The sequence below is a fragment of the Sinorhizobium numidicum genome (genome assembly GCF_029892045.1).
GTDB classification, from domain to species: domain Bacteria; phylum Pseudomonadota; class Alphaproteobacteria; order Rhizobiales; family Rhizobiaceae; genus Sinorhizobium; species Sinorhizobium numidicum.
The window spans coordinates 262822-288631 of the sequence record NZ_CP120368.1; the positions used below are offsets into that span (position 1 = coordinate 262822).

Consider the following 25810-nt stretch of genomic DNA (forward strand, 5'->3'; position numbering starts at 1 on the left):
GCCAAGTTTCTTCGTGTGAATGCCGGCTCAGGCTGGCTATTTGCCCAAATTTAGGATAGTGGCGGCGCGAAATCACATTCTCGCGTCCTTCGCGGCCAGGTTTTCCGGCCCGCCCGTGTCGCGCATACCTCTGTTACAAGGAAGACTAATGGTCAAGGTCATCGCTTCTTCTGTCCGCAAGGGCAACGTTCTCGACGTGGACGGCAAGCTCTATGTCGTACTCACCGCACAGAACTTCCACCCGGGCAAGGGCACGCCGGTCACGCAGGTCGACATGCGCCGCATTTCCGATGGCGTGAAGGTCTCCGAGCGTTACCGCACCACCGAGCAGGTCGAGCGCGCCTTCGTCGAGGATCGCGAGCATACCTTCCTTTATGAGGATGCCGAAGGCTTCCACTTCATGAACCCGGAAACCTACGATCAGCTCGTCATGTCGGCCGAGGACATCGGTGATCTAAAGGCCTATCTCCAGGAGGGCATGGCCGTGATGTTGTCGATCCACGAAGGCATTGCGATCGCCATTGACCTGCCGCGTCACGTCATTCTCGAAATCACCGAGACCGAACCGGTGGTCAAGGGCCAGACGGCGTCCTCTTCCTACAAGCCGGCTGTTCTTTCGAATGGCGTCCGCACCCTGGTGCCGCCGCACATCCAGGCCGGCACCCGCGTCGTCATCGCGACGGAAGACGGCTCCTACGTCGAGCGCGCCAAGGACTGAGCTAGCGCGGGATGAGGAAAAGTGTGCGCGGTTTTCCGCCCGCATCCCGCGCTAACTTATTAGAATCGATCACGTTCATGATTTTAGGTCGATCCGACCTAAAATCATCGTGATCTAGCGCTCGCCACAATCTAGGAAAATCGGGGACGGCAGCGGAACTGCCGTCCCCGTTGTCGTTTCAGCGGTCTCGCGCAACTCACGATGTAAGCGCGAAACAGTGCAAAATTGGCGTGCATTTTGTCTGCTCGATGCTAGGGTCACACCCTACGTGCCGCCATCGGGGAGCGGGACGAGAGCGAGGCACTGCATGTTCCCACTGTCGCATATGATGAAGTCGTTCATTCGCAAGGGCAGCCTGACGGTGATCGATGCCGATGGCAAACGCCATGTCTTCGCCGGCGAGCCCGGACCGAGCGTGACGATGCGGCTGACAGACAAGCGACTTTATCGGAGCCTCGTCTTCAATGCCGAGCTCGCCGCTGGCGAGGCCTACATGGACGGCACCATGCGATTCGAGGAGGGATCGACGCTTAGGGATTTCCTCACGCTGTTCTCGATCAACCGCCTGTCGCTCGGTTCCTATCCGATCCAGAAGCTGCTCCGCGCGATCAAGATGCGTTTCCGCAAGCGCCAGCAGGCAAACCCGAAGGGCAAGGCGCAGCAGAACGTTGCGCACCATTACGATCTCGGCAACAATTTCTATAAGCTCTTCCTTGACGAGAACATGCTCTATTCATGCGCCTATTTTCGCGAGCCGCATGAGACGCTCGAGGCGGCGCAGCGCAACAAGCTGAGACTGCTGGCGGCAAAACTCTGCCTGAAGCCGGGAATGAAGGTGCTCGACATCGGCTGCGGCTGGGGCGATCTGGCGCTCTACCTGGCGGCGCTCGAAAACGTCGAGGTTCTTGGTGTCACTCTGTCCAAGGAGCAGCAGGCACTCGCTTCCGAGCGGGCTCGTGCGGCGGGCTTGGCCGGCCGGGTGCGTTTCGAACTCAAAGACTATCGCGACGTCGAGGGGCCCTTCGACCGGATCGTTTCCGTCGGCATGTTCGAGCATGTTGGCGTCCATCACTATGACGAGTTCTTCAAGAAGCTGAACGCGTTGATGCCGGATGACGGGATTGCCGTGCTGCATTCGATCGGCCATATGAGCCCGCCCGGAATGGCAAGCTCTTGGCTGCGCAAGTACATCTTTCCCGGTGCCTATTCGCCGGCGCTCTCGGAAGTCTTCGAGGTCGTCGAGCGCAACAGTCTGTGGGTTACCGATCTCGAATTCCTGCGTGTGCACTACGCAACGACGCTTGCGCATTGGGGCGAGCGCTTCGAGAAGAACCGCGACAAGGTGATCGCGATGTACGACGAGCGCTTCGCCAGGATGTGGGAGTTCTATCTGATCAGCGCCGAGATGATGTTCCGCACCGGCAGCCAACTCGTCTTCCATATGCAGCTATCGCGCTCGCGCGATGCCGCACCGATCGTGCGCGACTACATCACCGACCGCCAGCGCGCCTATATCGAGCAGGAAAACACACTCAACCTGTTAGTTTGACAGTCCCTCTCGGGACCCCGTCTTCCTCGAGCTTCGCGGTCTGCAGTTGGGCGGACGCAATACCGGCGCGTCTCCGCGTCGGTAGGCTCTTTTCCATTGAGAATTGCGTGCAGCTTGGCATTTGCGCCTTGACGCTCGCTGACGCGGTTTCTATTTTTAGAATTATTCTAAACAAGGTTCTTGCTGATGTTTTCCCGCCTTTTCTCCCGTTCCAAGCGTCCGTTCCTTTCCTTGAGCGAACAGGAAATCCTCGCGCTGGCGATCTCGGCGGAAGAGGATGACGGTCGCATCTATCTGGCCTATGCCGATGCGCTGCGCGGGAAATATCCGCACTCCGCCAGGGTCTTCGAGGACATGGCGGAAGAGGAAAGTCATCACCGGCAGGCGCTGATCGATCTGCATGTGGCCCGCTTCGGCAACCGCATTCCGCTTATCCGTCGCGAGCACGTGCGCGACTTTCCGGAGCGTAAGCCCGACTGGCTGATTGCCGAGATGCCGATCGAAAAGGCGCGCGATGAAGCGGAGGCCATGGAGGCGACGGCCCACCGCTTCTATGTGCAAGCGGCGGCGCGCACCCGTGACGCGGCAACGCGCAAACTCTTGGGAGACCTGGCGATTGCCGAAAAGACGCATGAATCGCTCGCCCGCCGCCTTGGCCAGAAGCATGCGCCTGAGGATGTGCGCGAGGAGGAGGATCAGACCGCCCGCCGCCAAATCATCCTCACCTATGTGCAGCCGGGTCTCGCCGGGCTGATGGACGGCTCGGTCTCGACGCTCGCGCCGATCTTCGCCGCCGCCTTCGCCACCCAGGACACATGGCAGACCTTTCTCGTCGGGCTCTCCGCCTCCGTCGGCGCGGGCATTTCCATGGGTTTCACCGAAGCCGCCCATGACGACGGCAAGCTTTCCGGCCGTGGTTCGCCGGTCAAGCGAGGCCTTGCCTCCGGCACCATGACCGCGCTCGGCGGCCTCGGCCATGCGCTCCCCTACCTGATCCCACATTTCTGGACGGCGACGGCGACGGCGGTCGCGATCGTTTTCTTCGAACTCTGGGCGATTGCCTTCATCCAGAACCGCTACATGGAGACGCCTTTCCTGCGGGCGGCCTTCCAGGTCGTGCTCGGCGGCGGCCTGGTGCTTGCGGCAGGCGTGTTGATCGGCAACGCGTGATGACATGAAAAAGGGCCGCTGAGCGGCCCTTTTTTTTGAAAGAGCGATGTCTGTCGATCAGTTGCCGACCGAGCCGACGAGCACTTCTGCGCCGTTGTCGATGGTCACCCAACGGCCGCTGTTGGAGGACGCCTGGCGCTTCAGGTAGCGGTATGGCGTGCGGGTCCACAACTTCACGCTGTTTTCGAGATTGTCGAGGATGAAGTCGCCCTGGGCGGTGCGCAGCGTCAGCACCGCATGGCCCTCGCCATCAGGTTTGCGGACGACAGTCATAAGCAGGTTGCCGGCGGAAAAGCCCTTCCGCATCAGGCGTCTGCGCTTTTCGAGCGCGAAATCTTCGCAATCGCCTTGAGCGGTCGGGTAGGACCAGATCTCGTCCCTGCCATGCAGCTGTTGATCGGTGACCGGCGCGATCTCGCGGTTGACCGCGGCATTGACCTGGCGGATAGCCGCCCAGCCACGCTCCGTGACGCGTGGTGCGACAGTTGCCTTTGACCGGACGCCGCATTCGCGCCGGTGCTGCTGACAAAACTCGTAATGCCCGATCGGCTGCGACGTTGCCGAGCCGGTCTGCATCCAAGGAGAGGCTCCCGCCTGTGCGGGAATTGCCGTATTTGCTGAAATGAAAACTGCGCAGAATGCCGCGATACTTGCCTTAACCCCGGTCCAAGACGTCATACAGATCCCCTGCAACGCGGCGACCGGCTCTTTCTGTCCGGACCTGTCCGCGCAATCCTGAGTTGACGACAGCTTTTGTAGGTCTTCCCCTAGCGCTGCTCTAATCGTTAACAAAGAGTTAATAGCGTCGGATCGCTTGAGTCAATCTTCAGATTTGGGCATCCGCCTTTATGGTTAAGGCGGCGAGCGAAAGTCAGGGCAAATCCCTGCCCGGTATGGATCCGTGCGGCGCTTCGGCGAGCTGTCGATTGGCGCCCGTGATCAGGCTTCTTGATCAGGCCTTTAGAAGCATGGCGCCGATCGCCTGTTTCAATTTGGCAATGTCCTCCTCGCGCGACAACCGATGGTCGCCGTCGCGAATGAGGGTCATGACGACGTCGTCGGCCGGCATATGTTCCATCAGCCTTAGCGCATGCGTGTAAGGCACATCCGGATCACGCATCCCCTGGAGAATGTGTACGGGGCATCCCGTTTCGATAGGCCCGGTGAGCACGCGGTTGTCACGGCCGTCCTCGATCAAGGCGCGGGTGAAGATATTCGGCTCAGGGCTGTATTCCGATGCCTCCTCGAAATAGCTTCTTTCGGCGAGCGAGGCTATTTCGGCCGCGGTGAGATTGGGCTCAATCAGTTCGGCGGTGAAATCCGGGGCCGGGGCAATCAGGACGAGGCCGGCGACGCGCGCCGCTTCGCCCCGTCGCCTGAGTTCCTGAACTAGGCGCAGGGCGATCCAGGCGCCCATCGAGGAGCCGACGATGATCATGCGGGCGACTGCGGCGTGATCAATGACGGCGAGCCCTTCTTCGACCCACCGCGAGATCGTGCCGTCCCGGAAGTCGCCTCCGGATGCGCCGTGGCCGGAATAGTCGAAGCGAACGCAGTCCGTTCCGACCGCCCGCGCATAGCGTTCTAGCTCGACAGCCTTCGTGCCGGTCATATCGGAACGATAGCCACCGAACCAGACGAATGCCGGGTGTTTCGAGGCCGGCTCGGCGCGGAAAATTCGCATGGCAATGCTGCGGGCTCCCAGATCCTCGCCCACCTCGATCCGGGTGATTTCGGTGTCGGCTGACGTCATGGACATCGATATTCCTCTAAAAGCATCTGTCTCGGGCGGATTTCCTTCTAAAACAGATTCGTCTATGCTTCGACAGAGGGTGATTTTCCTTGTGGGCCATGCTATTGACTCTGGCGCCGCAATTCACACATTGCCGTCAGTGACAGTTTCAAGCGCTTAGTTTGAGATCGCGCTGACCGTTTAATCGGATCACAAGACACGTAAACAGCTCGAGGAGAGTACGACCATTCGCAGACCGTTCAAAGCGGACGCCCCAGTTAAAGAGGGGCCGCGCTCAAACAAGGAAATCCGGGTCCCCCGGGTCCAGCTTATCGATGCCGAAGGCCAGAATGTCGGCGCCGTTCCGATCGACCAGGCGCTCCGCATGGCGGAAGAGGCCGGTCTTGATCTGGTAGAGATCGCACCGAATTCCGAACCGCCGGTGTGCAAGATTCTCGATTTGGGCAAGCTGAAATACGCGAACCAGAAGAAGGCCGCGGAAGCGCGCAAGAAGCAGAAGATCGTCGAGGTCAAGGAAATCAAAATGCGCCCGAACATCGACACCCACGATTACGAGGTGAAGATGAAGGCCATGAACCGCTTCTTCGAAGAGGGCGACAAGGTCAAGGTGACGCTGAAGTTCCGTGGTCGCGAAATGGCTCACCAGGAACTCGGCATGAAGCTTCTGCTTCAGGTGAAGGATGATACCCAGGCGATCGCCAAGGTTGAAGCCGAACCGAAGCTCGAGGGCCGCCAGATGATGATGGTGCTTGCGCCGAAGTGATCGATGCCGGCGGCATTGAAGATCAGCGAAGTTTGATGAGAAGCCGCCGCTCCGGCGGCTTTTCTTTTTATGACCGGCGCCATTCTGTCAGTGTAGCGGTCGGTTTCGATACGGATCTTCGCACTTGCGGCGGGCTTCTTCGTTTGCCGGCTTGCGCTTTTTAGGATGTGCGGGTATAAGCCCCCGTCCGAACGGTCCGGCAGGGCATGCCGTGGCCGTTCTTAACGCTGGAAATGGGCTTCGTCTGCCTGTTTCGCATATCAAGAACAATGGAGTAGCAAAATGCCCAAGATGAAGACGAAATCGTCTGCCAAGAAGCGGTTCAAAGTCACCGCTACCGGCAAGGTTCGAGCTGCTGCGGCTGGCAAGCGCCACGGCATGATCAAGCGGTCCAACAAGTTTATTCGCGACGCACGCGGAACCATGGTTCTCGCCGAAGCAGATGGCAAGAAGGTCGTCAAGAACTACCTGCCTAATGGTCTTTAAGACGTCTGGCGATTTGGATTTTAAGGAGATCATGACATGGCACGTGTAAAACGCGGCGTAACCGCTCACGCCAAGCACAAGAAGACGCTGAAGGCCGCCAAGGGTTTCTACGGCCGTCGCAAGAACACCATCCGCGCAGCGAAGGCAGCGGTTGACCGTTCCAAGCAATTTGCCTATCGCGACCGTAAGGTCAACAAGCGCAACTTCCGCGCGCTTTGGATCCAGCGCATCAACGCTGCTGTCCGCGAATTCGGCTTGACCTATGGCCGCTTCATCGACGGTCTGAACAAGGCTGGCATCGAAGTCGACCGCAAGGTTCTGTCCGACATGGCTATCCATGAACCGGCAGCATTCGGTGCCCTCGTCGAAGCTTCCAAGAAGGCGCTCGCCTATCTCAAGGACGCCGGCACGGCAAACGAGTTTGAAAGCGCTGTCCGTTAAGCCAGCGTTTTCCCAAGACCGTTTCTGAAATTGTTGGGAAACCCGCGCTGGCAGGGCTGGCGCGGGTTTTTCTTGTTCGGCAGGCGCCCCGCCGACCGCAGATTCGGTTCGCTGCTTCCGGCGGGCGCCTGAGGTTGCAAGGCGATCACATTCCTGAAGATTTGAACCGATATAGAACCGAACCATTCCCGCATCGAGGCAAGACAGAATGAGCGAACTGGAAACTTTGGAACGAACATTGCTGGCGGAAATCGATGCTGCCAACGACGAAGGGGCGATTGAGGCGGTGCGCGTCGGTGCGCTCGGTAAGAAAGGCTCGATTTCCGAACTCTTGAAGACGCTCGGCACGATGACGCCGGAAGAGCGCCAGACCCGCGGCGCCCAAATCAATGCGCTGAAGAACACCGTGACGGAGGCGATTTCCGCCCGCAAGTCGGCCTTGAGGGATGCGGCAATCGCCGAGCGGCTGGCGCGCGAAACGGTGGATATCAGTCTGCCCGTCCGCTCCTCACCCGTCGAGCGGGGCCGCATTCACCCGATCAGCCAGATCGTTGACGAAATCACCGCAATCTTCGGCGACATGGGCTTCTCAATCGCCGAGGGGCCGGACATCGAGACGGACTATTACAATTTCACGGCCCTGAACTTCCCGGAAGGTCACCCGGCCCGCGAGATGCACGACACCTTCTTCTTCCATCCGGATGAGAGGGGCGAACGCAAGGTGCTGCGAACCCACACCTCGCCGGTGCAGGTGCGCACGATGGAAGCGCAACAGCCGCCGATCCGCATCATCATCCCCGGCAAGACCTATCGGCAGGATTCCGATGCCACCCATTCGCCGATGTTCCACCAGGTCGAGGGCCTCGTGGTCGACAAGACGGCGAAAGTCGCTAACATGCGCTGGGTGCTCGAAGAATTCTGCAAAGCCTTCTTCGAGGTCGATCAGGTGACGATGCGGTTCCGCCCGTCCTTCTTCCCGTTCACCGAACCGTCCTTCGAGGTCGATATCCAGTGCGACCGCTCCGGACCGATCGTGAAGTTCGGCGAGGGGACGGACTGGATGGAAATCCTCGGTTGCGGCATGGTCCATCCGAACGTGCTTCGTGCGGGCGGTCTCGATCCCGACGAGTATCAGGGCTTTGCCTGGGGCATGGGCCTCGATCGCATCGCCATGTTGAAATACGGCATGCCGGACCTGCGCGACTTCTTCAACGCCGACGTCCGCTGGATGACCCATTACGGCTTCCGCCCGCTCGACATGCCGACGCTCTTCGGCGGCCTTTCGGCGTGATCGCTTGCTGAGAATTATTAGGACACAGGTGAAATCATGAAGTTCACGCTTTCCTGGTTGAAGGACCATCTGGAAACCGACGCCTCGCTCGAGGAAATCTGCGCCCGCCTGACGATGATCGGGCTGGAGGTGGAGGACGTCGACGACAAGGCCGCCTTCAAGCCCTTCGTCATCGCCAAGGTCGTCTCCGCCGAGCAGCATCCGAACGCCGACAAGCTGAAGGTGCTGATGATCGATACCGGCTCGGGCGCGCCGGTGCAGGTCGTCTGCGGCGCGCCGAACGCGCGCAGGGGGCTGGTCGGCGCTTTTGCCGCTCCGGGAACCTACGTGCCCGGTATCGACGTGATGCTCTCGGTCGGCAATATCCGCGGCGTCGAAAGCCGCGGCATGATGTGCTCGGAAAAGGAACTGCAGATTTCCGACGACCACACCGGCATCATCGACCTGCCCGAGGATGCGCCGGTCGGCACCAGCTATGCTGCTTACGCGGGCCTTGATGATCCGGTCATCGAGATCAACCTGACGCCGAATCGGCCGGATTGCACCAGTGTTCACGGCATTGCCCGCGATCTCGCCGCCTCCGGCCTCGGCAGCTTGAAGACGAAGCCGGCACCATCCTTCCCGGTCAAGGGAGAGACCCCGGTGAAGGTGAGGCTCGATCTCGGCGAAGACAGGCACCTCTGCCCCGGCTTTGCGCTCCGCCTCGTGCGCGGCGTCAAGAACGGTCCGAGTCCCGTCTGGATGCGCCAGCGGCTGACCGCGATCGGGCTCAGGCCAATCAATGCGCTGGTCGACATCACCAACTACATCACCTTCGACCAGGGACGTCCGCTGCACGTTTTCGATGCCGCCAAGGTCACGGGCAATCTGACGGTCCGCCGGGCGAAGGAGGGCGAGAAGGTGTTGGCGCTCGATACCCGTGAATACACGCTGTCGCCGGCCAACGTGGTGATCGCCGATGAGGACGGCATCGAATCGATCGGCGGCATCATGGGCGGCGAGCATTCCGGCTGTGACGAGAACACGACCGACGTGCTGATCGAATCGGCGCTATGGGACCCGATGAACATCGCCAAGACCGGCCGCACGTTCGGCATCATCACCGATGCGCGCTATCGCTTCGAACGCGGCGTCGATCCGGAATACATGGTGCCCGGCATAGAACGGGCGACCGAACTCGTGCTTGAACTCTGCGGTGGCAACGCGGCGAAGCTGGACGTCGTCGGTTATGAGGGCCACACGCCCAAGATCGTCGATTTCCCGGTCTCGGAAGTCAAGCGGCTGACCGGTCTGGAAATCTCCGCGGGTGAGAGCGCCTCGATCCTGACGAAGCTCGGCTTCGGCGTCGAGGGCTCGGGTGAGCGCTTCCGCGTCACGGTGCCATCCTGGCGGCCGGACGTCGATGGAAAGGCGGACTTGGTCGAGGAGGTCATGCGTATCCATGGCGTCGACAACATCGTAGCCGCGCCGCTCCCGAGCCATAACGCCGTCAACGGCAAGATCCTGACGACGCTGCAGATCCGCACGCGCCTTGCCAAGCGTGCGCTCGCGAGCCGCGGCATGCTGGAAGCGGTTACCTGGTCCTTCATTTCGGAAGAGCACGCGAAGCTCTTCGGCGGCGGTCAGCCGGAGCTCAAGCTGGCCAATCCCATCGCTGCCGACATGTCCGACATGCGCCCTTCGCTGCTGCCGGGGCTCCTGACGGCAGCGCAACGCAATGCCGACAAGGGCTATGGCGACGTGGCGATCTTCGAAGTGTCGGGTACCTATGAAGCCGATACGCCCGAGGCGCAGCGCCGGGTCGCCGGCGGTGTCCGCCGCGGCACCGCATCGCTGACCGGGGCGGGCCGGCTCTGGTCGAACGCCGCCAAGGGCGGCGGCAAGCCGGTCGATATCTTCGATGCGAAGGCCGATGCCATCGCCGTGCTCGAGGCTTGCGGTGTACCTATGGGCAATGTCCAGTTCGAGGCCGGCGGCCCGGCCTGGTATCATCCCGGCCGCTCTGGCACTGTCAAGCTCGGTCCGAAGATCGTGCTCGGCACTTTCGGCGAGTTCCATCCGAAGACCTTGGAGGCGCTTGACGTCTCCGGCGCGCTCTGTGGCTTCGAGATCTACATCGATGCGATGCCCGAGCCGAAGAAGAAGGCGACACGCACGAAGCCGGCGCTGGAGCTTTCGCCATTCCAGGCGGTCAAGCGTGACTTCGCCTTCGTCGTCGACAAGACTGTAGAAGCGGCCGCGATCATGAGGGCGGCATCCGGTGCCGATCGCAAGCTGGTTGCGGGCGTCAGTGTCTTCGACGTGTTCGAAGGCGCCTCGCTTGGCGAAGGCAAGAAGTCGATCGCCATCGAGGTGACTATCCAGCCGGTAGAGCGCACGCTGACAGACGAGGATTTCGAAGCGCTGACCGCCAAGATCGTCGCCAATGTCGCGAAGAGCACGGGCGGCATGCTTCGCGCCTGATGAAAAGTGAGAGGCCGTCGTCTTTGCGGCGGCCTCTCTGCTGCATGATTCCTTAAATCGGCACCGATTAAGGCCAAACCGTACAGCCATCCGAAGTCTTACAGAGAACTTTGTGGGGTTGAAAAGATGCGCGATGCGGTAGCGAAGTTCTCAATCCTGGGACTGCATCAGTTCTATGCGGTTGCCGAATGGATCGCTGACATATCGGCGCACGAATCTGGCGAGCGGCTCGTCTTCCTTTGCGTGAATTCCAGCCGCCTCAAGTCGTGAAATCAGGGCGAAAAGATCATCGACGATGAACGCCGGGTGCGCCTTGCGGGCGGGCGAGAATTGCTTCTCGATACCAAGATGGATCTTGAGGCCCGGGTGCTCGAACCAGCAGCCGCCGCGTGCGGCGAGGTTGGCCGGTTTTGCCACTTCCGGAATGCCGAGAAGGCCGGAATAAAAGCGGCGAGCCTCGGCTTCGCCTCCTTCCGGCATCGCCAGTTGCACATGATCGATCGCGATCAGCATTCCGGATGCAGCCGGCGGGGAGGGGGAGCATGCATGCAGTACCTATGAATGTATGTGCCAGACCTTGTTGACGATCAGCCATCGCCCCTCGATCTTCAGCAGCGAGAGATAATCCGTGTAGCGCGAACCGGCAAATTCGTCGACAACCTTGACGCTCGCGGCGTCGCCGGTGATGTGGATCATCTCTACGTCCATGACTGGTTGGGTTTCCGGCGGCGCCGAACCCTCTTTCAGAATTGCTGCGATGAAGTCGTCGCGCGTCAGCCATTCGGCAGCCCCTCCCTGGTTGCCGACAATCGACGCGTTCGGGTGAAAGGCCTTGCGAAGCGCCGCCTCGTTGGCGAAGGCCATGCCGTCGACATAAAGATGGACAACCGCGTTGATCGCCTGCTCTTCGGACATCCTGACCCTCCTTTTTCTGTCCGGATGGAGCTATAGCTAGGGCACCGCAGCGGAAATGCGATGCCCTATAGAGCCGTGCGTCTTTTCAGACGCACAATGGTCGCCGTCACACTCTTCCGATTTAAGGCTCACGCGGTGGAAGAGCATGAGCAGACTCGCAGCGTCATCTGTTCGTCAGAGCCAGCGATGCCTCGGAATAGCGTCTGCCGACAACAAGCATCGGAGACAGGGCATTGCCGAGTTGCGCGAGTTCGCTCTCGGAAAGAACGATGTCTGCGGCGGCAACGTTCTGCTCCAGGTGATCGAGCTTGCGGGCGCCCGGGATGGGCACGACGTCGTTGCCCTGATTGACCACCCAGGCAAGCGCCAGTTGGGCAGCTGTTATTCCCCTTTCCTCGGCGAGCCCGCGAAGGGCGCCTATCAGCGCAGCGTTGGCGTCAAGGTTCTCCGCCTGGAAGCGCGGCAGTGACCGGCGAAAATCGTCGACGGCGAGGTCGTCGACTTTGCTGATGGCGCCGGTGAGCATGCCGCGTCCGAGCGGGCTATAGGGAACAAAACCGATGCCGAGTTCGCGGCAGGTGGCGAGCACCTCTTCTTCCGGGTCGCGCGACCAGAGCGAATATTCGCTCTGCATCGCCGCAATCGGGTGGACCGCATGGGCGAGGCGGATGGTGGCGGCGCTTGCTTCCGAGAGGCCGAGTGCGCGCACCTTGCCCTCCCTTACGAGCTCCGCCATGGCACCGACCGTTTCCTCGATCGGCACGCTGGGGTCGACGCGGTGCTGATAATAGAGGTCGATCACATCGATGCCGAGCCGTCTCAACGATGCCTCGGCGACGGCTCTGGCATTTTCCGGTCGCCCGTCGACGCCCTTGATCGCCTCGGCCGCCGGCTTGCCGGGCTCGATGCGGAAGCCGAATTTCGTGGCGATCGTCACCTGATCGCGCCGGTCCTTGAGCGCCCTGCCGATGAGCTTCTCGTTTTCGTAAGGCCCGTACACCTCGGCAGTGTCGAAGAAGGTCACGCCGAGCTCGACGGCGCGATGGAGCGTGCGGACCGATTGGCGCTCGTCGGCCTCGCCATAGGCGAAGCTCATACCCATACAGCCGAGACCGATGGCCGAAACGGTAAGTTCATTGCCGAGCTTGCGGGTTTTCATAGGGATTTCCTTTCAGGCTGGAAGCGGAGCCGTTGTGCCGCACTCTGCGAACGCTGGCTCCCGTCGAATATACGGGGTGATCGCCAAAACATCGCGTGCCTCTTGTTCCCGGCGCCGCACTCTGACGATGAGAAGAAGATAGGGCCTCGATCGGCGGCTGAAAATCGCTGTCAATTCTCACAGGTTGTTCTATTATTTCGATCAATGAGCCGCACCCAGCTTTCCCAGCTCGCAGTCCTTTCCGCCGTAGCCGCCCATGCCAGCTTCCGCGGCGCGGCGAAGGAACTCGGCATCGCACCTTCGGCCGTAAGCCACGCCGTCGCCAGTCTGGAGAGGAGCCTCGGCATTCGCCTGCTCGCGCGAACGACGCGCAGCGTCGCGGCAACGGAGGAGGGAAGGCGACTTCTGGAACGACTGCGGCCGGCGCTCGATGAAATTGCCCATGCGCTCGAACTGGCGGCGGAGGCGAGGGAACGCCCGGCAGGCAACCTGCGCGTCACCGCGCCGCGGTTCGCTGCCGATCTCATTCTTGCGCCGCGCCTCGGCGATTTCCTCGCCCGCTATCCCGACATCGTGCTCGAAATCGCCAACGAGGACGGTTTCACCGACATTGTCCAAGAGGGTTATGACGCTGGGATTAGGCTCGGCGAGAGCCTTGAGGCGGACATGATCGCCGTGAAGGTCGGCCCGGAGTTGGTGAGCGCGGTCGTCGCAGCACCGTCCTATTTCGAGCGTTTTCCACGACCCGACCACCCTCGCGACCTGACAGCGCATCGCTGCATTCGCCGGCGCTTCTCCAACGGCACTCTCTACCGCTGGGAATTCGAGAAGGATGGCGAGGAGATAACGGTTTCAGTGAGCGGACCGCTGATCCTTGGCGAAGACAGGCCAATCGTCGAGGCGGCGCTCAGCGGCGCCGGCCTTGCCTATCTCTTCGAATCGCGCGTCGGCGACTATATTGCGGACGGGAGATTGGTGCGGGTGCTTCAGGACTGGTGCGCGCCCTATGCCGGTCCCTTCCTCTATTACCCGAGCCGCCGGCAGATGCGCCCGGCGCTGAGAGCCTTCATCGATTTCTTCCGGCATATAGCCTGACGGGGCGACCGGCTGTTTCGCCGGTCGCCAGCAGCGGTCATGCTGCTCTCTTGTTCGCCTGCGCCACTGCCAGTTTCGTCAAATCCTCGTCGGTAATGATTTCTTCCTTCAGCGTCGCGTCGAGAAGCGACGCTGCATCCTTGAGGCCGATGGTCTGGGCCCAGGTTTTCAGCGTGCCGTAGCGCGAGATTTCATAATGCTCGACGGCTTGCGCGGCAGAGATCAGGCCGGCGTCGAGAGCAGGGGTGCCCTTGAAGTCGTCCATGATGTCCTCGCTCTCGGCAACGATCCCTTCGATGGCTTCGCAGGTTTTCCCTTGGGCACGTTTGCCGATCATATCGAAGACCTGCTGCAGCCGCTCAACGTGGGTTTCGGTCTGCTCCCTATGTTTTTCGAACGCCGCCTTGAGCTCCGGCTCCTGTGCGCCGCGGGCCATCTTCGGCAGCGCCTTCAGGATCTTGCGCTCGGCATAGTAGATGTCCTTTAGCGTGTCGTAGAAGAGGTCGTCCAATGTCTTTCCCTTGGCCATTGCGGTTTCCTTCCTCGTCTGGTGGGGGTTATGAGTGACGCCCAATCAACATCAGACAGAGCCATTTGTTCCTCTCCAGAGGAAAATGCGCTCGGCGTGCATCCTTTTGTCCATGTCCCGGAAAGGCGGAGCTTTTCACTGCAGCGGAAAACGGGTGGCCGCGACCTTCGTCATCTGGAATTTTTGCGGCCATCAACGAAACGGACGGGAGCAAACAAGATGTCGAGACTGGAAGGAAAGACCGCGATCGTGACGGGCGCAAGCTCCGGTATAGGTCGCGCAGCCGCGTTGCTCTTTGCGCGCGAAGGCGCAAAACTCGTCCTCACCGCCAGGCGCGGCGAGGCCCTCGAGCAGCTTGCGCGTGAGATCGCAGATGAAGGTGGTGAAGCGGCAGCGCTTGCCGGCGACGTGCGCGACGAAGCCTTGAATAAGGCGCTGGTCGATCTGGCGCTCAACCGCTTCGGCGGATTGGACATCGCCTTCAACAATGCCGGCGCGCTCGGCGCCATGGGCGATGTCGCGTCGCTCTCTGTGGAAGGATGGCGGGAAACGCTCGATACCAATCTGACCAGCGCCTTTCTCGCCGCTAAGCATCAGGCGCCGGCAATGATTGCTCGCGGCGGCGGTTCGCTCGTCTTTACCTCAAGCTTCGTCGGGTATTCGGCAGGTTTTCCGGGCATGGCTGCCTATGCGGCCGGCAAGGCCGGGCTGATCGGCCTCGTTCAGTCGCTGGCGGTCGAGTTCGGTGCCCGCGGGGTGCGGGCGAACGCGCTGCTGCCTGGCGGCACCGATACGCCGTCCAATGCCGCGAACCTGCCCGGCGCTGCTCCCGAGACACGCGATTTCGTCGCAGGCCTGCACGCCCTGAAGCGCATGGCGCAGCCCGAGGAAATCGCTCAAGCCGCGCTTTATCTTGCCTCCGATGGCGCTAGCTTCGTCACCGGTGCGGCATTGCTGGTCGATGGCGGCGTTTCGATCAGCAGGACATGATCTAACGATCGTCGTTAAAGGGCACGGGGAAGCAAATGAAAAAACCGGGATCGATGAAATCGCTGGAAGAGCTTGGCCGCGTGCGCCTGTCGCGAAACTTCTTCCTGCGCGATTTCCTTCATTCGGAGATCGCTGACTTCTACAGGATTCCAAACATCCCGGACGATCCGGATCTTGCCGTCGAGGCCGGCCGGAAACTTTGCGAGGAACTGCTGGAGCCGTTGCAGGCGACCTTCGGCCGCTTGCACATCCGCTCTGCCTATCGAAACCGCGCCGTCAACGCCTTCGGCAACGCGAACAAGCTCAATTGCTCCACCAATGCCGCGACGGCGGCAGATCATATATGGGACATGCGCGATGCGGACGGATGCATGGGGGCGACCGCCTCCATCGTCATTCCCTGGGTATGGGATCGCGAGCGTCACGGAGGCGGTTGGCAGAGCCTCGCCTGGTGGATTCACGACCACCTTCCCTATGCTTCGCTCTGCTTCTTCCCAAAACTTTGGGCCTTCAACATCCAGTGGCACGAAAGACCGGGGCGGACGATCAGGAGCTTTGCCGAGCCACGCGGATTGCTGACGAAGCCGGGCATGGCCAACCACGAAGGCAGCCATGCGCAATATTATCCAGGCTTCCCGAAACCTGTCGCGGCGGAAAGGGGCTGAAGGACGCCTCCTATTCGCTTACCTCGTTCAGGCGCCTCACCGCTTCGTCCGAGAGCTTGAGCTCGGCGGACCGCATAAGGCTTGCCAACTGAGCGAGATTGGTCGCGCTGGCGATCGGTGCGGTCACGCCCTCGCGGGCGATGATCCAGGCAAGCGCAATCTCCGCCTGCTTAGCGCCGATCTCCTCCGCAATCTCGTCGAGCACGCCAAGGATACGCATGCCGCGGCCATCGAGATATTTTTCGACGCCGCCACCCCGGGCCGATCCCTCAAGATCCTTGTGCGAGCGGTATTTGCCGGAAAGGAAACCTCTGGCAAGGCTGAAATAGGTAATGACGCCGATGTCTTCGGCCATGCACAGGTTGCGCAATGGTCCATCATAGGACGCCCGGTCATAGAGGTTGTATTCCGGCTGCAACACGTCGTAGCGCGGCAGTGCTTTCGTCGCCGCGACGTCGAGGGCACCGCGCAATTGTGCGGCATCGAGGTTCGACGCGCCGATCGCACGCACCTTACCTTCGGTCAGAAGCTCATCATAAGCGGCGAGCGTCTCTTCGTAGGGCGTGTCGGGATCCGGCCAATGCGAGAGGTAAAGGTCGATATAGTCCGTCTGAAGGCGCCTCAGAGATTGCTCCACCGCCTGCAGAATCCAGCGGCGCGAAAGACCCTTCTGATCCGGCCCCATTTCCGATCCGACCTTGGTGATGATGACGGCTTCGTCGCGCGCACGCCGTGAATGCTTCAGCCAGTTGCCGATGATCGTCTCGGACTCGCCGCCCGTGTTGCCCGGCACCCAGGAGGAATAGGCATCCGCCGTGTCGATGGCATTGAAGCCAGCGTCGAAGAAAGCGTCGAGAAGGGCGAAGGACGTTTTTTCATCCGCCGTCCAGCCGAAGACATTGCCGCCGAAGACGAGCGGCGCGATGGAAAGACCGGTGCGGCCAAGTCTGCGCATGTCCATGGTTTCGCTCCACATGGTTGGATGAAAACAAGCTAGCGATCGGGAGGATTGCCGGGAGGAACATAGGTCAGCCCGGAGCGGAATGACACCTTGGCGGGTGGTTTTTCTGTGCCGGACACGGCTTGCTAGGTACGTACCTCGGCGATAGTGTCGGCGCAGCCTCGATCACGCGAGCTGGATTTCCGGACGTGATCGATCTCGGGACGGGAAACGGCCGCAGGTCCCGGCCTGCTTCAGAAGGAGTCTGCTCATGTTGCGTTTCGGAATTCTGTCGACCGCCAGGATCGGCCGCGAACTCGTCGTGCCCGCCATTCAGGATGCGGAAAACTGTGTCGTATCGGCGATCGCCAGCCGCGATCACGCCAGGGCGAGGGCGATGGCCGACCGTTTCTCGGTGCCGCATGCCTTCGGGTCCTATGAGGAGATGCTCGCGTCAGACACGATCGATGCCGTCTATATTCCCTTGCCCACGTCGCAGCATGTGGAATGGGCGATCAAAGCGGCCGATGCCGGCAAGCACGTGCTTTGCGAGAAGCCGCTGGCGCTGAAGGCGGACGAGATCGATGCCGTCATCGCGGCACGCGATCGCAACAGAGTGCTGATCTCGGAAGCCTACATGGTGACCTACAGTCCCGTCTGGCGAAAGGTGCGCTCGCTGCTGGCCGACGGCGCCATCGGCAAGCTGCGGCATATTCAGGGCGCCTTCACTTACTACAATCGCGATCCCGGCAATATGCGCAATGTCCCGGCCCTCGGCGGCGGCGGTCTGCCGGATATCGGCGTCTATCCGGCGATCACCACCCGTTTCACCACCGGCAAAGAGCCGCTGCGCGTGCAGGCCAATACCGATCGCGATCCGGAATTCGGGACCGACATCTATTCGAGCGTTCGTGCCGACTTCGGCGATTTCGAGCTGAGCTTCTACATCTCTACCCAGCTTGCCGCCCGTCAGATCATGGTCTTCCACGGCGACAAGGGCTACATTGAGGTGAAGTCGCCCTTCAATGCGGACCGCTACGGCCGCGAGGAGGTGGAACTGACCAACCAGAACCACGCTCAGTCGCAGCTTTTCCGCTTCCAGGATGCGCGCCAGTATAAGCTCGAGGCGGAAGCCTTCGCGCGAGCGGCCAAGGGAGAGCCGGAAGAGGTGGTGACGCTCGAAAGCTCGCGCCTCAACCAGAAGCTCATCGATGCCATCTATCGCGCCAGCGAGAAGGACGGCTGGGAACAGGTCTGAAACAGAATAAGCACGTGAGGGCCCGCCGATGCGGCGGGCCTTTTTCTTTTTGAATAATCAGACGACCGGAGACATCCGCGCCAGCGAGGCGCCCTTCATCTTGAAAAAGAGAAAGTCGGCGACGCCGATCATCGCCACGACGATCAGTACAATCCCGATCGCCGTCAGCGAGCGGTAGACTGCGGCGAGGAGCACCAGACTTCCGATCTGCCAAAGAATGTCGCCGCCGATACTGATCCGGGTTGCGAGCACGCTCGGTCCTCCTTTTCTTAGCGAGACGATGTGGAAGACGCCCCAGAGCAGCAGCCCGACGCCCAACGCTATCAGGCTGGCGGAAGAGCTTTCGCGGCTGACAAGCGCTGCCAGGCGCTCAGCGCCGACGATCAGAACCGAACCGGCGACCAGCGAGAAGATGCCGTCGGCGACGAATGTCTTGTTGAGAAGCGTGCGGCTGGAAAGGTCAATCATGTCTATCTCCATCGTTATTGATAGACGGATGCTGACCTGTGACGATCATCAAACCAATTACCTCCAAGGTAATGGATTCTACGCTACCGTTGCGCCAATCTGCCGGCACGATGGAGGGAGCGTTCATGGAGTTCGGCAGTCACCTGAAGGAATGGCGCGGGCATCGCCGGATGAGCCAACTGGATCTTGCCGTTGCCGCCGGCATTTCGGCGCGCCATCTCTCCTTTCTGGAGACTGGCCGTTCGAAACCGTCGGAGGGAATGATCCTGCGGCTCGCTTCGGTGCTCGATATTCCGGCGCGCGACCAGGGCACGCTCTTTTCCGCGGCAGGCTACCGGCCGCGCATGGCGACGCGACCAGCAGCCGGCTTGGAAGCCATGCCGCCCGCCGTGGCCCATGCTATCCGGCTAATGCTTGACCGCCACGATCCCTATCCAGGCCTCGTTTTCGATCATCAATACACGGTGCTCCTGACCAATCCCGCCTTTGCCGCGCTCGTCGAGGCGACCGATGTTCCGCTCAAGCCGGGACAGAATTTCCTGGACGCTTTCCTTGGTGCGGAGAGCGTCCGCGCGCTCGTGATAAACTGGGAGGCTGCGGCCGCCGACCTCGTCCAGCGGGTGCGCACGGAGGCCTGGCTGCAGGGGCCGCGCAGTCCTCTGCAGAGGCGCCTTGAGCGGCTCGTCGCCGACCCTACAGTGGCGAAGGCGATCGAGAAACATCCCGCGACCGACCGGCTGCCGGTGCTGCCGATCGAACTGCGGCTCGGTGAAGCAGAACTGCGCTTCATCACCACGCTTTCGACCTTCGGCTCGACCCAGGATGCGCTGGTCGAAGGTGTCCTGATCGAATCCTTCTTCCCGGCCGACGAGGCCACCCGGCGCTTCTTCGAGCAGGGGAATGAGGCTCGCGGCTGAGACCTATCACAGAAATCCGGACGGAATGTTGACTGAACTTCGGATCGGATTGGCTGCGTCGGATGAGGCGGCGCGGATGCTGAAAGCACTCGGCGATCCGTTGCTGGCCTTCTGTGCCCGCGATCCGCAGACGAGGATGATTGTAAAAAGGGCGCCCAAAGGCTTCTACGGACGTCTCGACTCGCGCGCGGTACCGGAGTTCCTTGAGCTTCTGCCGGTTACGCCGGGAACGGGCGTGAAGCTCTTTCGGCTCAAGCCCGACGTGGTGCCGCTGTAGCGAATTCGACCTTGCGCCGGCAGAAAAACGGTAGATAGCGCCGCGTGGCTACTGATCTTACGGGCGCTGTCGGATACAAAGAGCGCATGAGTACGTTCTTCGATTCCGATTCTCCGTCGAATGTCACCGAATATTCGGTGTCGGAGCTTTCCGGCTCGATCAGGCGCACGATCGAGCAGAACTTCGAGCATGTCCGCGTGCGGGGCGAGATTTCCGGCTATCGTGGCCCGCATTCGTCGGGCCACGCCTATTTTGCGTTGAAGGACGATCGCGCCCGCATCGACGCGGTCATTTGGAAGAGCGCCTTTTCGCGGCTGAAGTTCCGCCCGGAAGAGGGGATGGAGGTGATCGCGACTGGCAGGGTGACGACCTTTCCGGGCTCGTCGAAATATCAGATTGTCATTGAGACGTTGGAGCCGGCGGGTGCGGGCGCGCTGATGGCGCTGCTCGAGGAGCGCAAGCGGAAATTCGCGGCCGAAGGCTTGTTCGATGCCGCTCGCAAGCGGCCGCTGCCCTTCATGCCGAAGGTGATCGGCGTCGTCACCTCGCCGACCGGTGCCGTCATCCGCGACATCCTGCATCGCATCGCCGATCGGTTCCCGGTCCATGTCATCGTCTGGCCGGTGCGCGTCCAGGGCGATGGGGCCGGCGACGAGGTTGCGGCCGCCATTCAGGGCTTCAATGCGCTGGAGACGAGTGGGCCGATCCCGCGGCCGAACGTTCTGATCATCGCGCGCGGCGGCGGCAGCCTCGAGGATCTCTGGTGCTTCAACGACGAGGCGGTAGTGCGCGCAGCGGCCACCTCCGGCATCCCGTTGATCTCGGCCGTGGGTCACGAGACAGACTGGACGCTGATCGACTATGCGGCCGACCAGCGGGCGCCGACGCCCACAGGTGCCGCCGAGATGGCGGTGCCAGTGAAGGCGGACCTCGAGGCGCAGGTCGCCAATCTTGCGGCGCGGCTTAAGGGGGTCGCCACGCGGCAGATGGACAACCGGCGCCAGGCGCTGCGTTCGCTCGCCCGCGCCCTGCCGTCGCTCGACCAATTGCTGGCGCTGCCACGGCGGCGCTTCGACGAGGCGGCCGCCGGTCTCGGCCGGGGGCTGCAGATGAACACGGCGAACAAACGCCGAAGCTTCGAACGCGTCGCCGCCCATCTCCGGGCCGATCTGCTGAGGACAAGGATACGCGATCGTCGTCGGCATCTTCTGGAGGCTATGAATCGCGTCGAGCGGTGCGTGGAGCGTCAACTCGATCGCCGGCAGTCGCGTGTTTCTGCCGCCGACGCTTCACTCCGGGCGCTCCCTTCGCGGCTTGTGGGGCAGATCCATCGGGCATCGGACCGTATCCGCGGTCTCGGGGCACGCGCGGATGCGGCGATGGCCGCTGAGACGCGCAGGCTCAAAGGCGCGCTGGTGGCGCAGGACCGTGTCCTGCAATCGCTTTCCTATCGCAATATTCTGCAGCGCGGTTTCGCGCTCGTGCGCGATGAGGCCGGCGAACCAGTGAAGCAGGCAGCCGCGGTCGCACCTGGAATGGCGCTCTCGCTTGAGTTTTCGGATGGCCGCGTCTCGGCGGTCGCTAGCGACGGCGGTGCTCCGCCTTCACCGCAATCGCCGAAAAAACGGCCGACGCGACCGCCGGAACCAACGAAGCAGGGCAGCCTGTTCTAGCGCGGATGAGGGAAAAGTGTGCGGTTTTCCGCCCGCATCCCGCTTTAACTATTGGAATGGACCACGATGCACATCCTGATGGTGCTCGCCCATCCTCTTGAAGAGAGCTTCGCGGCCAGCGTCGCGCGCGCCGCTAGGGAAACGCTGGAGGGCCGGGGGCACACGGTCGACCTGCTCGACCTCTATCGCGAGGGTTTTGATCCGCGGCTGAGCGACAGGGAGCGGGGCAGCTACTTCAACGATCGCTATGATGCATCCGAAGTCTCGGGTTGGATCGCGCGGCTGCAGGCGGCCGACGGGCTCATATTCGTCTTCCCGCAATGGTGGTTCAATTTTCCGGCGATCCTCAAGGGGTTCTTCGATCGCGTTTTCGCACCTGGCGTAGCCTTCGATAACGACCCGGCTGGCGGCCGCATCGTTCCGCGGCTCGGCAACATCAAGTTGTTCTGGGCACTGACCACCACCGGCTCGCCCTGGTGGGTTGTGCATCTCTATATGGGAAATCCGGTGCGGCGGCTGCTCAAGCGCGGTATCGCCGCCTTATGCGGCAAAGGTTTGGATTTCCGCATGATCAGCTTGCATGACATGGACAGGGCGACGGACCGCAAAAGAAAGCGCCATCTCGATCGGGTGAGGGCTCACCTCAGCCGCATCTGATCCGTCTTCCCGTCATTCGAACGCAGCAAGGAACTTCCTGAGCAGCGCATCCAACCTATCCCGCTCTTCGGCGCTGAGCGAGGCGACAAGACGTTGCTGATTGGCGACGTGGGCGGTCACGGCCGCGTCGACGCGCTTCAGACCCTCGGGCGTCAGCGAAATGATGACGCCGCGCCGATCTTCAGGGTTGTTCAAGCGTTCGACGAGTCCGGCCTTTTCAAGCTGGTCGATGCGGTTGGTCATCGTGCCCGAACTGACCATGGTCGTCGCCAGGAGATCGCCCGGGGAAAGTTGAAACGGCGGGCCGGAACGCCGGAGCGCCGCCAGGACGTCGAAACTCGCCGATGTCAGGCCATGGTCGGTGAAGGTCTTCTCGATTTCGCGGCCGAGGTGGGTTCTGAGCCGCGCGAAGCGGCCGAGAAGGCCCATCGCCGAAACGTCCAGTTCCGGCCGTTCTCTGCGCCATTGTGCCAGGATCTTATCTACGTGGTCCATCATCCGTCGCCATCTATCCTCCCCGTCACTAGTCGCGCTATATCTTGACGTCAAGATAAATTGCGCTATGCTGCGATTATCTTGATATAGAGATTCTTGAGGCAAAGATATGCCGACGACCCGAAGCTTTGATATCCCACTTACAGCCGTGGCCCCGGCGATCTGGGGCAGTACCTATCTCGTCACGACCGAATTGCTGCCGGCCGGCTATCCTTTGACGGTCGCGATGCTGCGGGCGTTGCCGGCCGGTTTGCTGCTGCTTCTCGTCGTCCGGCAGTTGCCGAAGGGTATCTGGTGGCCGCGTACCCTCCTGCTTGGTGCACTCAATTTTTCCTTCTTCTGGGCGATGCTGTTCGTTTCCGCCTACCGCCTGCCCGGTGGCGTCGCGGCCACCGTCGGTGCTATCCAGCCGTTGATCGTCGTCGTGCTGTCACGGATCGTTCTCGGCTCGCCGATCAGGCTCTTAAGCATCGTTGCCGGTGCCGCGGGCATGGCAGGCGTTGCCCTCCTGGTGCTGACGCCTGGAGCAGCGCTCGATCCGATCGGAGTGGCCGCGGGGCTTGCGGGCGCGGTTTCGATGGCTTTCGGCACGGTGCTCAGTCGTCACTGGGCGCCGCCGGTCTCGCCGCTGACTTTCACCGCCTGGCAACTGACGGCAGGCGGGTTCCTGCTGATTCCGGTTGCGCTCTTTTTCGAGCCGTCGCTACCGGCGCTCACCGCAGCCAACCTGACGGGTTTTGCCTATCTCGGCCTGATCGGAGCGGCATTCACCTATCTGCTCTGGTTTCGCGGCTTGTCACGGCTGGAGCTATCCCAGGTCGCGCCGCTCGGCTTCCTCAGCCCGGTTGTTGCGATCCTGCTCGGCTGGGCCGTCCTCAACCAACAACTGACAGCCGTACAGTTGCTCGGGATCATCGTCGTGTTTGGGAGCGTCTGGCTGAGCCAGCATGCGCAGACGGCACGGCGGGTACAGCTTGCACGCGCGTGAAGAGATCGCCGACAGTCGAGATAGCCGCGGCACATATAGCCGCGGCAAATCTTTTCCGCGTGTCGTCAGGCCCACTCGCCCATGCGCATGACCGGCACGCGCCTGCCGTCCGCATGCACGCCATCGATATCGACCTCACCCGAACCGATCATCCAGTCGATGTGGATCAGGCTCGAATTGCCACCCTGCGCGCGAATTTGCTCCTGGCTGAGATTTGCCCCGTCCAGGAAGCACTTCGAGTAGCACTGGCCGAGTGCAATGTGGCAGGACGCGTTTTCGTCGAACAGCGTATTGTAAAAGAGGATGCCGCTCGCTGAGATCGGCGAGGAATGCGGCACCAGTGCCACTTCGCCGAGGCGACGCGCGCCCTCATCGGTGTCGAGTATCTTCTTCAGCACTTCCTCACCGCGCGATGCCTTGGCGTCGACGATGCGGCCTCCGTCGAAACGCACCCGGATATTGTCGATCAGCGTGCCTTGGTGCGACAGCGGCTTGGTGCTCGAGACAAAACCCTCGACGCGCAGCGCATGCGGCGTGGTGAAGACCTCTTCGGTCGGGATGTTCGGATTGCAGGTGATACCGTTTTTGGCGGTCGAGGCGCCGCCGTGCCATTCGTGGCCGTCGGCAAGTCCAGCGGTCAGATCCGTGTCCGGACCGGTGAAATGCAAGGCTGCGAAACGTTCGCCGTTCAGCCAGGAAGAACGCCTGCGAAGATTTCCGTTGTGCTCCTGCCAGGCGGCGACCGGGTCGTCGACGTCGACCCGGGAGGCGGCGAAGATGGCGTTCGCCAGTTTTTCGATAGCGATCGCCTCCGGATCGTCCGGAAACACCTGCTTTGCCCAGGACGGATTAGGATAGGAGACGATGTTCCAGTTGATGTCAAAGTTCGAGATCTTCTCGAGCGCCGGCTTGTAGGCGATCGAATTGGCCCTGTTGGCGCGGGCCACCTTCTGCGGGTCCTGTGACGAAAGCAGCATCGGGTTGTCGCCGGCTATCGCAAGCCGGGCCGCGCCGGCGGCAAACGCCTTCGCCATGCCATCGTAAAGCCAGTCGCTGGCGCGGTCGAAGCTCTCGTCCGGCGCATGGGCATAGCGGGCAAGTGTCGCTTCCTCGTCGCCATAGAACGTGGTCACCAGTCCGGCGCCCGCCATATAGGCATGCTTGGTAATCAGGCGGACAAGCGGCAACGCCGCGATCGGCGCCGTCATCACCAGATCCTGACCCTTCTGCAACTGCAGACCGATCTTGACGGCGACCTCTGCGAGTTTTTCTAGTTTAGCGAGATCGACGGGATTTCTGGTCGATTGAAGGGGGGCGTTCATGGCAGCTCCTTGGCGGATGTTATGCGATGCGCCCCGTTTTAGACCGGATCAGTGGAAAACAGAAGGCGCCTGCGATCCCTCACCGTAAGCCAGGCGGCCGCCTTTCCCGTCCTTAGCAGGGCCGCATCGTGCTTCTTCAGGAAATCCATCAGGCGCTGCGGATAGTCCTCCGTGACCGCCGCTTTCACGCTCGGTCGTGCGGCAAGCGCCTTTCGCCAGGCAGCAACGCGCGGAAGGCCGTCAAAGATCCCCATGTCCGAAATCGTGTCGAACACGTCGAAGTAGCGGAAGATCGGCGCGAAGACGGCATCGACCAGGCTGAAATCGGTGCCAGCGAAATAGGGGCCATCTCCAAGCTCTGCTTCGACAGCGGCGAACTTCGTCTTGAGAATCTTTCGCTTGGTTTCCAGCGTCTCCGCATCCTGGGTGGTCTCATAGACCCAGAGATCGGAAAGAATGGTCGAGCCGAATTCCATCCAGCCGCGATGGCGTGCACGCCTCAGCGGATCGGCCAGGTGCAGTTTCGCGCCGGGTTGCGTCTCCTCGAGATATTCGCAGATCACCGTACTTTCGAAGAGGACGGCCTCTTCGTCGCCTTGAGAGATGCGCAGCAGAGGCACCTTGCCCAGCGGCGAGATTTTCAGGAACCAATCAGGCTTGTTGGCGAGGTCGATATAGACGCGTTCGAACGGGACGCCCTTTTCGAGAAGTGCGATCGCCGCCCGCTGAACGTAGGGGCAGAGATGATGGCTGATCAGGGTAAGCGCTGCGGTCATTGGTAATCTCCCTGCTTCGACAAAGTAGATGCAAATGCATATATTATGACTT

The 25810-nt window shown here is 61.4% G+C and carries 28 protein-coding genes; 17 read left to right on the plus strand and 11 right to left on the minus strand.

Annotated elements, in window-relative coordinates; translation table 11 throughout:
- Positions 1–148: 148 nt before the first annotated feature.
- From efp to mbfA, 3 genes are all read left to right on the plus strand, one after another.
- On the plus strand, positions 149–718 hold the full coding sequence (gene efp / locus PYH37_RS12335) for an elongation factor P (protein ID WP_280735233.1): 570 nt from the start codon (positions 149–151) through the stop codon (positions 716–718).
- Between the two features lie 307 nt (positions 719–1025).
- Positions 1026–2267, plus strand: coding sequence for a cyclopropane-fatty-acyl-phospholipid synthase (gene cfa1, locus PYH37_RS12340; RefSeq protein ID WP_280735234.1), 1242 nt, complete (start codon positions 1026–1028; stop codon positions 2265–2267).
- Between the two features lie 186 nt (positions 2268–2453).
- Positions 2454–3437 carry an iron exporter MbfA gene (gene mbfA, locus PYH37_RS12345; protein WP_280735236.1) on the plus strand — a complete coding sequence of 328 codons (984 nt, stop codon included), beginning with the start codon at positions 2454–2456 and terminating at the stop codon, positions 3435–3437.
- Positions 3438–3494: 57 nt separating this feature from the next.
- Here the strand turns inward: mbfA and PYH37_RS12350 are convergent, their stop codons facing one another.
- Together PYH37_RS12350 and PYH37_RS12355 are read right to left on the minus strand one after the other, a co-directional pair.
- On the minus strand, positions 3495–4115 hold the full coding sequence (locus tag PYH37_RS12350) for a transglutaminase-like cysteine peptidase (protein ID WP_280735238.1): 621 nt from the start codon (positions 4113–4115) through the stop codon (positions 3495–3497).
- A 274-nt stretch (positions 4116–4389) separates the two neighbouring features.
- Positions 4390–5196 carry an alpha/beta hydrolase gene (locus PYH37_RS12355; protein WP_280735239.1) on the minus strand — a complete coding sequence of 269 codons (807 nt, stop codon included), beginning with the start codon at positions 5194–5196 and terminating at the stop codon, positions 4390–4392.
- A gap of 220 nt (positions 5197–5416) precedes the next feature.
- On the opposite strand from PYH37_RS12355, the gene infC reads away from it, so the two are divergent.
- From infC to pheT, 5 genes are all read left to right on the plus strand, one after another.
- Complete coding sequence (gene infC / locus PYH37_RS12360; protein WP_280736020.1) at positions 5417–5953, plus strand: translation initiation factor IF-3; 537 nt, start codon at positions 5417–5419, stop codon at positions 5951–5953.
- A 282-nt stretch (positions 5954–6235) separates the two neighbouring features.
- Entirely contained in the window at positions 6236–6439 is a 204-nt protein-coding gene (gene rpmI / locus PYH37_RS12365) for a 50S ribosomal protein L35 (protein WP_026613581.1), read from the plus strand.
- A gap of 36 nt (positions 6440–6475) precedes the next feature.
- A complete protein-coding gene (rplT, locus tag PYH37_RS12370) occupies positions 6476–6880 on the plus strand; it encodes a 50S ribosomal protein L20 (RefSeq protein WP_113538910.1) in 405 nt (134 codons plus the stop codon).
- Between the two features lie 208 nt (positions 6881–7088).
- Entirely contained in the window at positions 7089–8171 is a 1083-nt protein-coding gene (pheS, locus tag PYH37_RS12375) for a phenylalanine--tRNA ligase subunit alpha (protein WP_280735241.1), read from the plus strand.
- A gap of 36 nt (positions 8172–8207) precedes the next feature.
- Positions 8208–10634, plus strand: a complete 2427-nt coding sequence (pheT, locus tag PYH37_RS12380; RefSeq protein ID WP_280735242.1) for a phenylalanine--tRNA ligase subunit beta — start codon at positions 8208–8210, stop codon at positions 10632–10634.
- 150 nt (positions 10635–10784) lie between these two features.
- Here pheT and PYH37_RS12385 read toward each other — a convergent pair whose 3' ends face one another.
- From PYH37_RS12385 to PYH37_RS12395, 3 genes are all read right to left on the minus strand, one after another.
- Complete coding sequence (locus PYH37_RS12385; protein ID WP_280735243.1) at positions 10785–11147, minus strand: VOC family protein; 363 nt, start codon at positions 11145–11147, stop codon at positions 10785–10787.
- 42 nt (positions 11148–11189) lie between these two features.
- Positions 11190–11549, minus strand: a complete 360-nt coding sequence (locus tag PYH37_RS12390; protein ID WP_280735244.1) for a nuclear transport factor 2 family protein — start codon at positions 11547–11549, stop codon at positions 11190–11192.
- A 163-nt stretch (positions 11550–11712) separates the two neighbouring features.
- Entirely contained in the window at positions 11713–12708 is a 996-nt protein-coding gene (locus PYH37_RS12395; RefSeq protein ID WP_280735245.1) for an aldo/keto reductase, read from the minus strand.
- Positions 12709–12912: 204 nt separating this feature from the next.
- On the opposite strand from PYH37_RS12395, the gene PYH37_RS12400 reads away from it, so the two are divergent.
- Positions 12913–13803 (plus strand): LysR family transcriptional regulator, encoded by an 891-nt coding sequence (locus tag PYH37_RS12400; RefSeq protein WP_280735246.1) that lies wholly within the window; start codon positions 12913–12915, stop codon positions 13801–13803.
- Positions 13804–13840: 37 nt separating this feature from the next.
- Here the strand turns inward: PYH37_RS12400 and PYH37_RS12405 are convergent, their stop codons facing one another.
- A complete protein-coding gene (locus tag PYH37_RS12405) occupies positions 13841–14332 on the minus strand; it encodes a YciE/YciF ferroxidase family protein (protein ID WP_280735247.1) in 492 nt (163 codons plus the stop codon).
- Positions 14333–14551: 219 nt separating this feature from the next.
- Here PYH37_RS12405 and PYH37_RS12410 point away from each other — a divergent pair, with 219 nt between their 5' ends.
- Positions 14552–15322 carry an SDR family oxidoreductase gene (locus PYH37_RS12410; protein WP_280735248.1) on the plus strand — a complete coding sequence of 257 codons (771 nt, stop codon included), beginning with the start codon at positions 14552–14554 and terminating at the stop codon, positions 15320–15322.
- A 35-nt stretch (positions 15323–15357) separates the two neighbouring features.
- Positions 15358–15987: a hypothetical protein gene (locus PYH37_RS12415; protein WP_280735249.1), complete on the plus strand. Its 630-nt coding sequence runs from the start codon at positions 15358–15360 to the stop codon at positions 15985–15987.
- A 10-nt stretch (positions 15988–15997) separates the two neighbouring features.
- On the opposite strand, the gene PYH37_RS12420 is transcribed toward PYH37_RS12415, so the two are convergent.
- Complete coding sequence (locus PYH37_RS12420; RefSeq protein ID WP_280735250.1) at positions 15998–16948, minus strand: aldo/keto reductase; 951 nt, start codon at positions 16946–16948, stop codon at positions 15998–16000.
- Positions 16949–17198: 250 nt separating this feature from the next.
- Here PYH37_RS12420 and PYH37_RS12425 point away from each other — a divergent pair, with 250 nt between their 5' ends.
- Positions 17199–18185, plus strand: coding sequence for a Gfo/Idh/MocA family protein (locus tag PYH37_RS12425; protein ID WP_280735251.1), 987 nt, complete (start codon positions 17199–17201; stop codon positions 18183–18185).
- Between the two features lie 57 nt (positions 18186–18242).
- Here PYH37_RS12425 and PYH37_RS12430 read toward each other — a convergent pair whose 3' ends face one another.
- Complete coding sequence (locus PYH37_RS12430) at positions 18243–18653, minus strand: hypothetical protein (RefSeq protein ID WP_280735253.1); 411 nt, start codon at positions 18651–18653, stop codon at positions 18243–18245.
- 125 nt (positions 18654–18778) lie between these two features.
- Here PYH37_RS12430 and PYH37_RS12435 point away from each other — a divergent pair, with 125 nt between their 5' ends.
- The 4 genes from PYH37_RS12435 to PYH37_RS12450 all read left to right on the plus strand — a co-directional run bounded on the left by PYH37_RS12435 (position 18779) and on the right by PYH37_RS12450 (position 22177).
- Positions 18779–19570: a helix-turn-helix domain-containing protein gene (locus tag PYH37_RS12435; protein ID WP_280736021.1), complete on the plus strand. Its 792-nt coding sequence runs from the start codon at positions 18779–18781 to the stop codon at positions 19568–19570.
- Between the two features lie 25 nt (positions 19571–19595).
- A complete protein-coding gene (locus PYH37_RS12440; protein WP_280735255.1) occupies positions 19596–19847 on the plus strand; it encodes a hypothetical protein in 252 nt (83 codons plus the stop codon).
- A gap of 86 nt (positions 19848–19933) precedes the next feature.
- On the plus strand, positions 19934–21520 hold the full coding sequence (gene xseA / locus PYH37_RS12445; protein WP_280735257.1) for an exodeoxyribonuclease VII large subunit: 1587 nt from the start codon (positions 19934–19936) through the stop codon (positions 21518–21520).
- Between the two features lie 66 nt (positions 21521–21586).
- Positions 21587–22177 (plus strand): NAD(P)H-dependent oxidoreductase, encoded by a 591-nt coding sequence (locus PYH37_RS12450; protein WP_280735258.1) that lies wholly within the window; start codon positions 21587–21589, stop codon positions 22175–22177.
- 12 nt (positions 22178–22189) lie between these two features.
- Here the strand turns inward: PYH37_RS12450 and PYH37_RS12455 are convergent, their stop codons facing one another.
- Entirely contained in the window at positions 22190–22672 is a 483-nt protein-coding gene (locus PYH37_RS12455; RefSeq protein ID WP_280736022.1) for a MarR family winged helix-turn-helix transcriptional regulator, read from the minus strand.
- 109 nt (positions 22673–22781) lie between these two features.
- Between PYH37_RS12455 and PYH37_RS12460 the strand changes: the two genes are divergently transcribed.
- A complete protein-coding gene (locus PYH37_RS12460; protein ID WP_280735259.1) occupies positions 22782–23660 on the plus strand; it encodes an EamA family transporter in 879 nt (292 codons plus the stop codon).
- 65 nt (positions 23661–23725) lie between these two features.
- On the opposite strand, the gene PYH37_RS12465 is transcribed toward PYH37_RS12460, so the two are convergent.
- Complete coding sequence (locus PYH37_RS12465) at positions 23726–24982, minus strand: aminopeptidase (RefSeq protein WP_280735260.1); 1257 nt, start codon at positions 24980–24982, stop codon at positions 23726–23728.
- Between the two features lie 38 nt (positions 24983–25020).
- Positions 25021–25758, minus strand: coding sequence for a glutathione S-transferase family protein (locus PYH37_RS12470; RefSeq protein WP_280735261.1), 738 nt, complete (start codon positions 25756–25758; stop codon positions 25021–25023).
- Between the last annotated feature and the right edge of the window lie 52 nt (positions 25759–25810).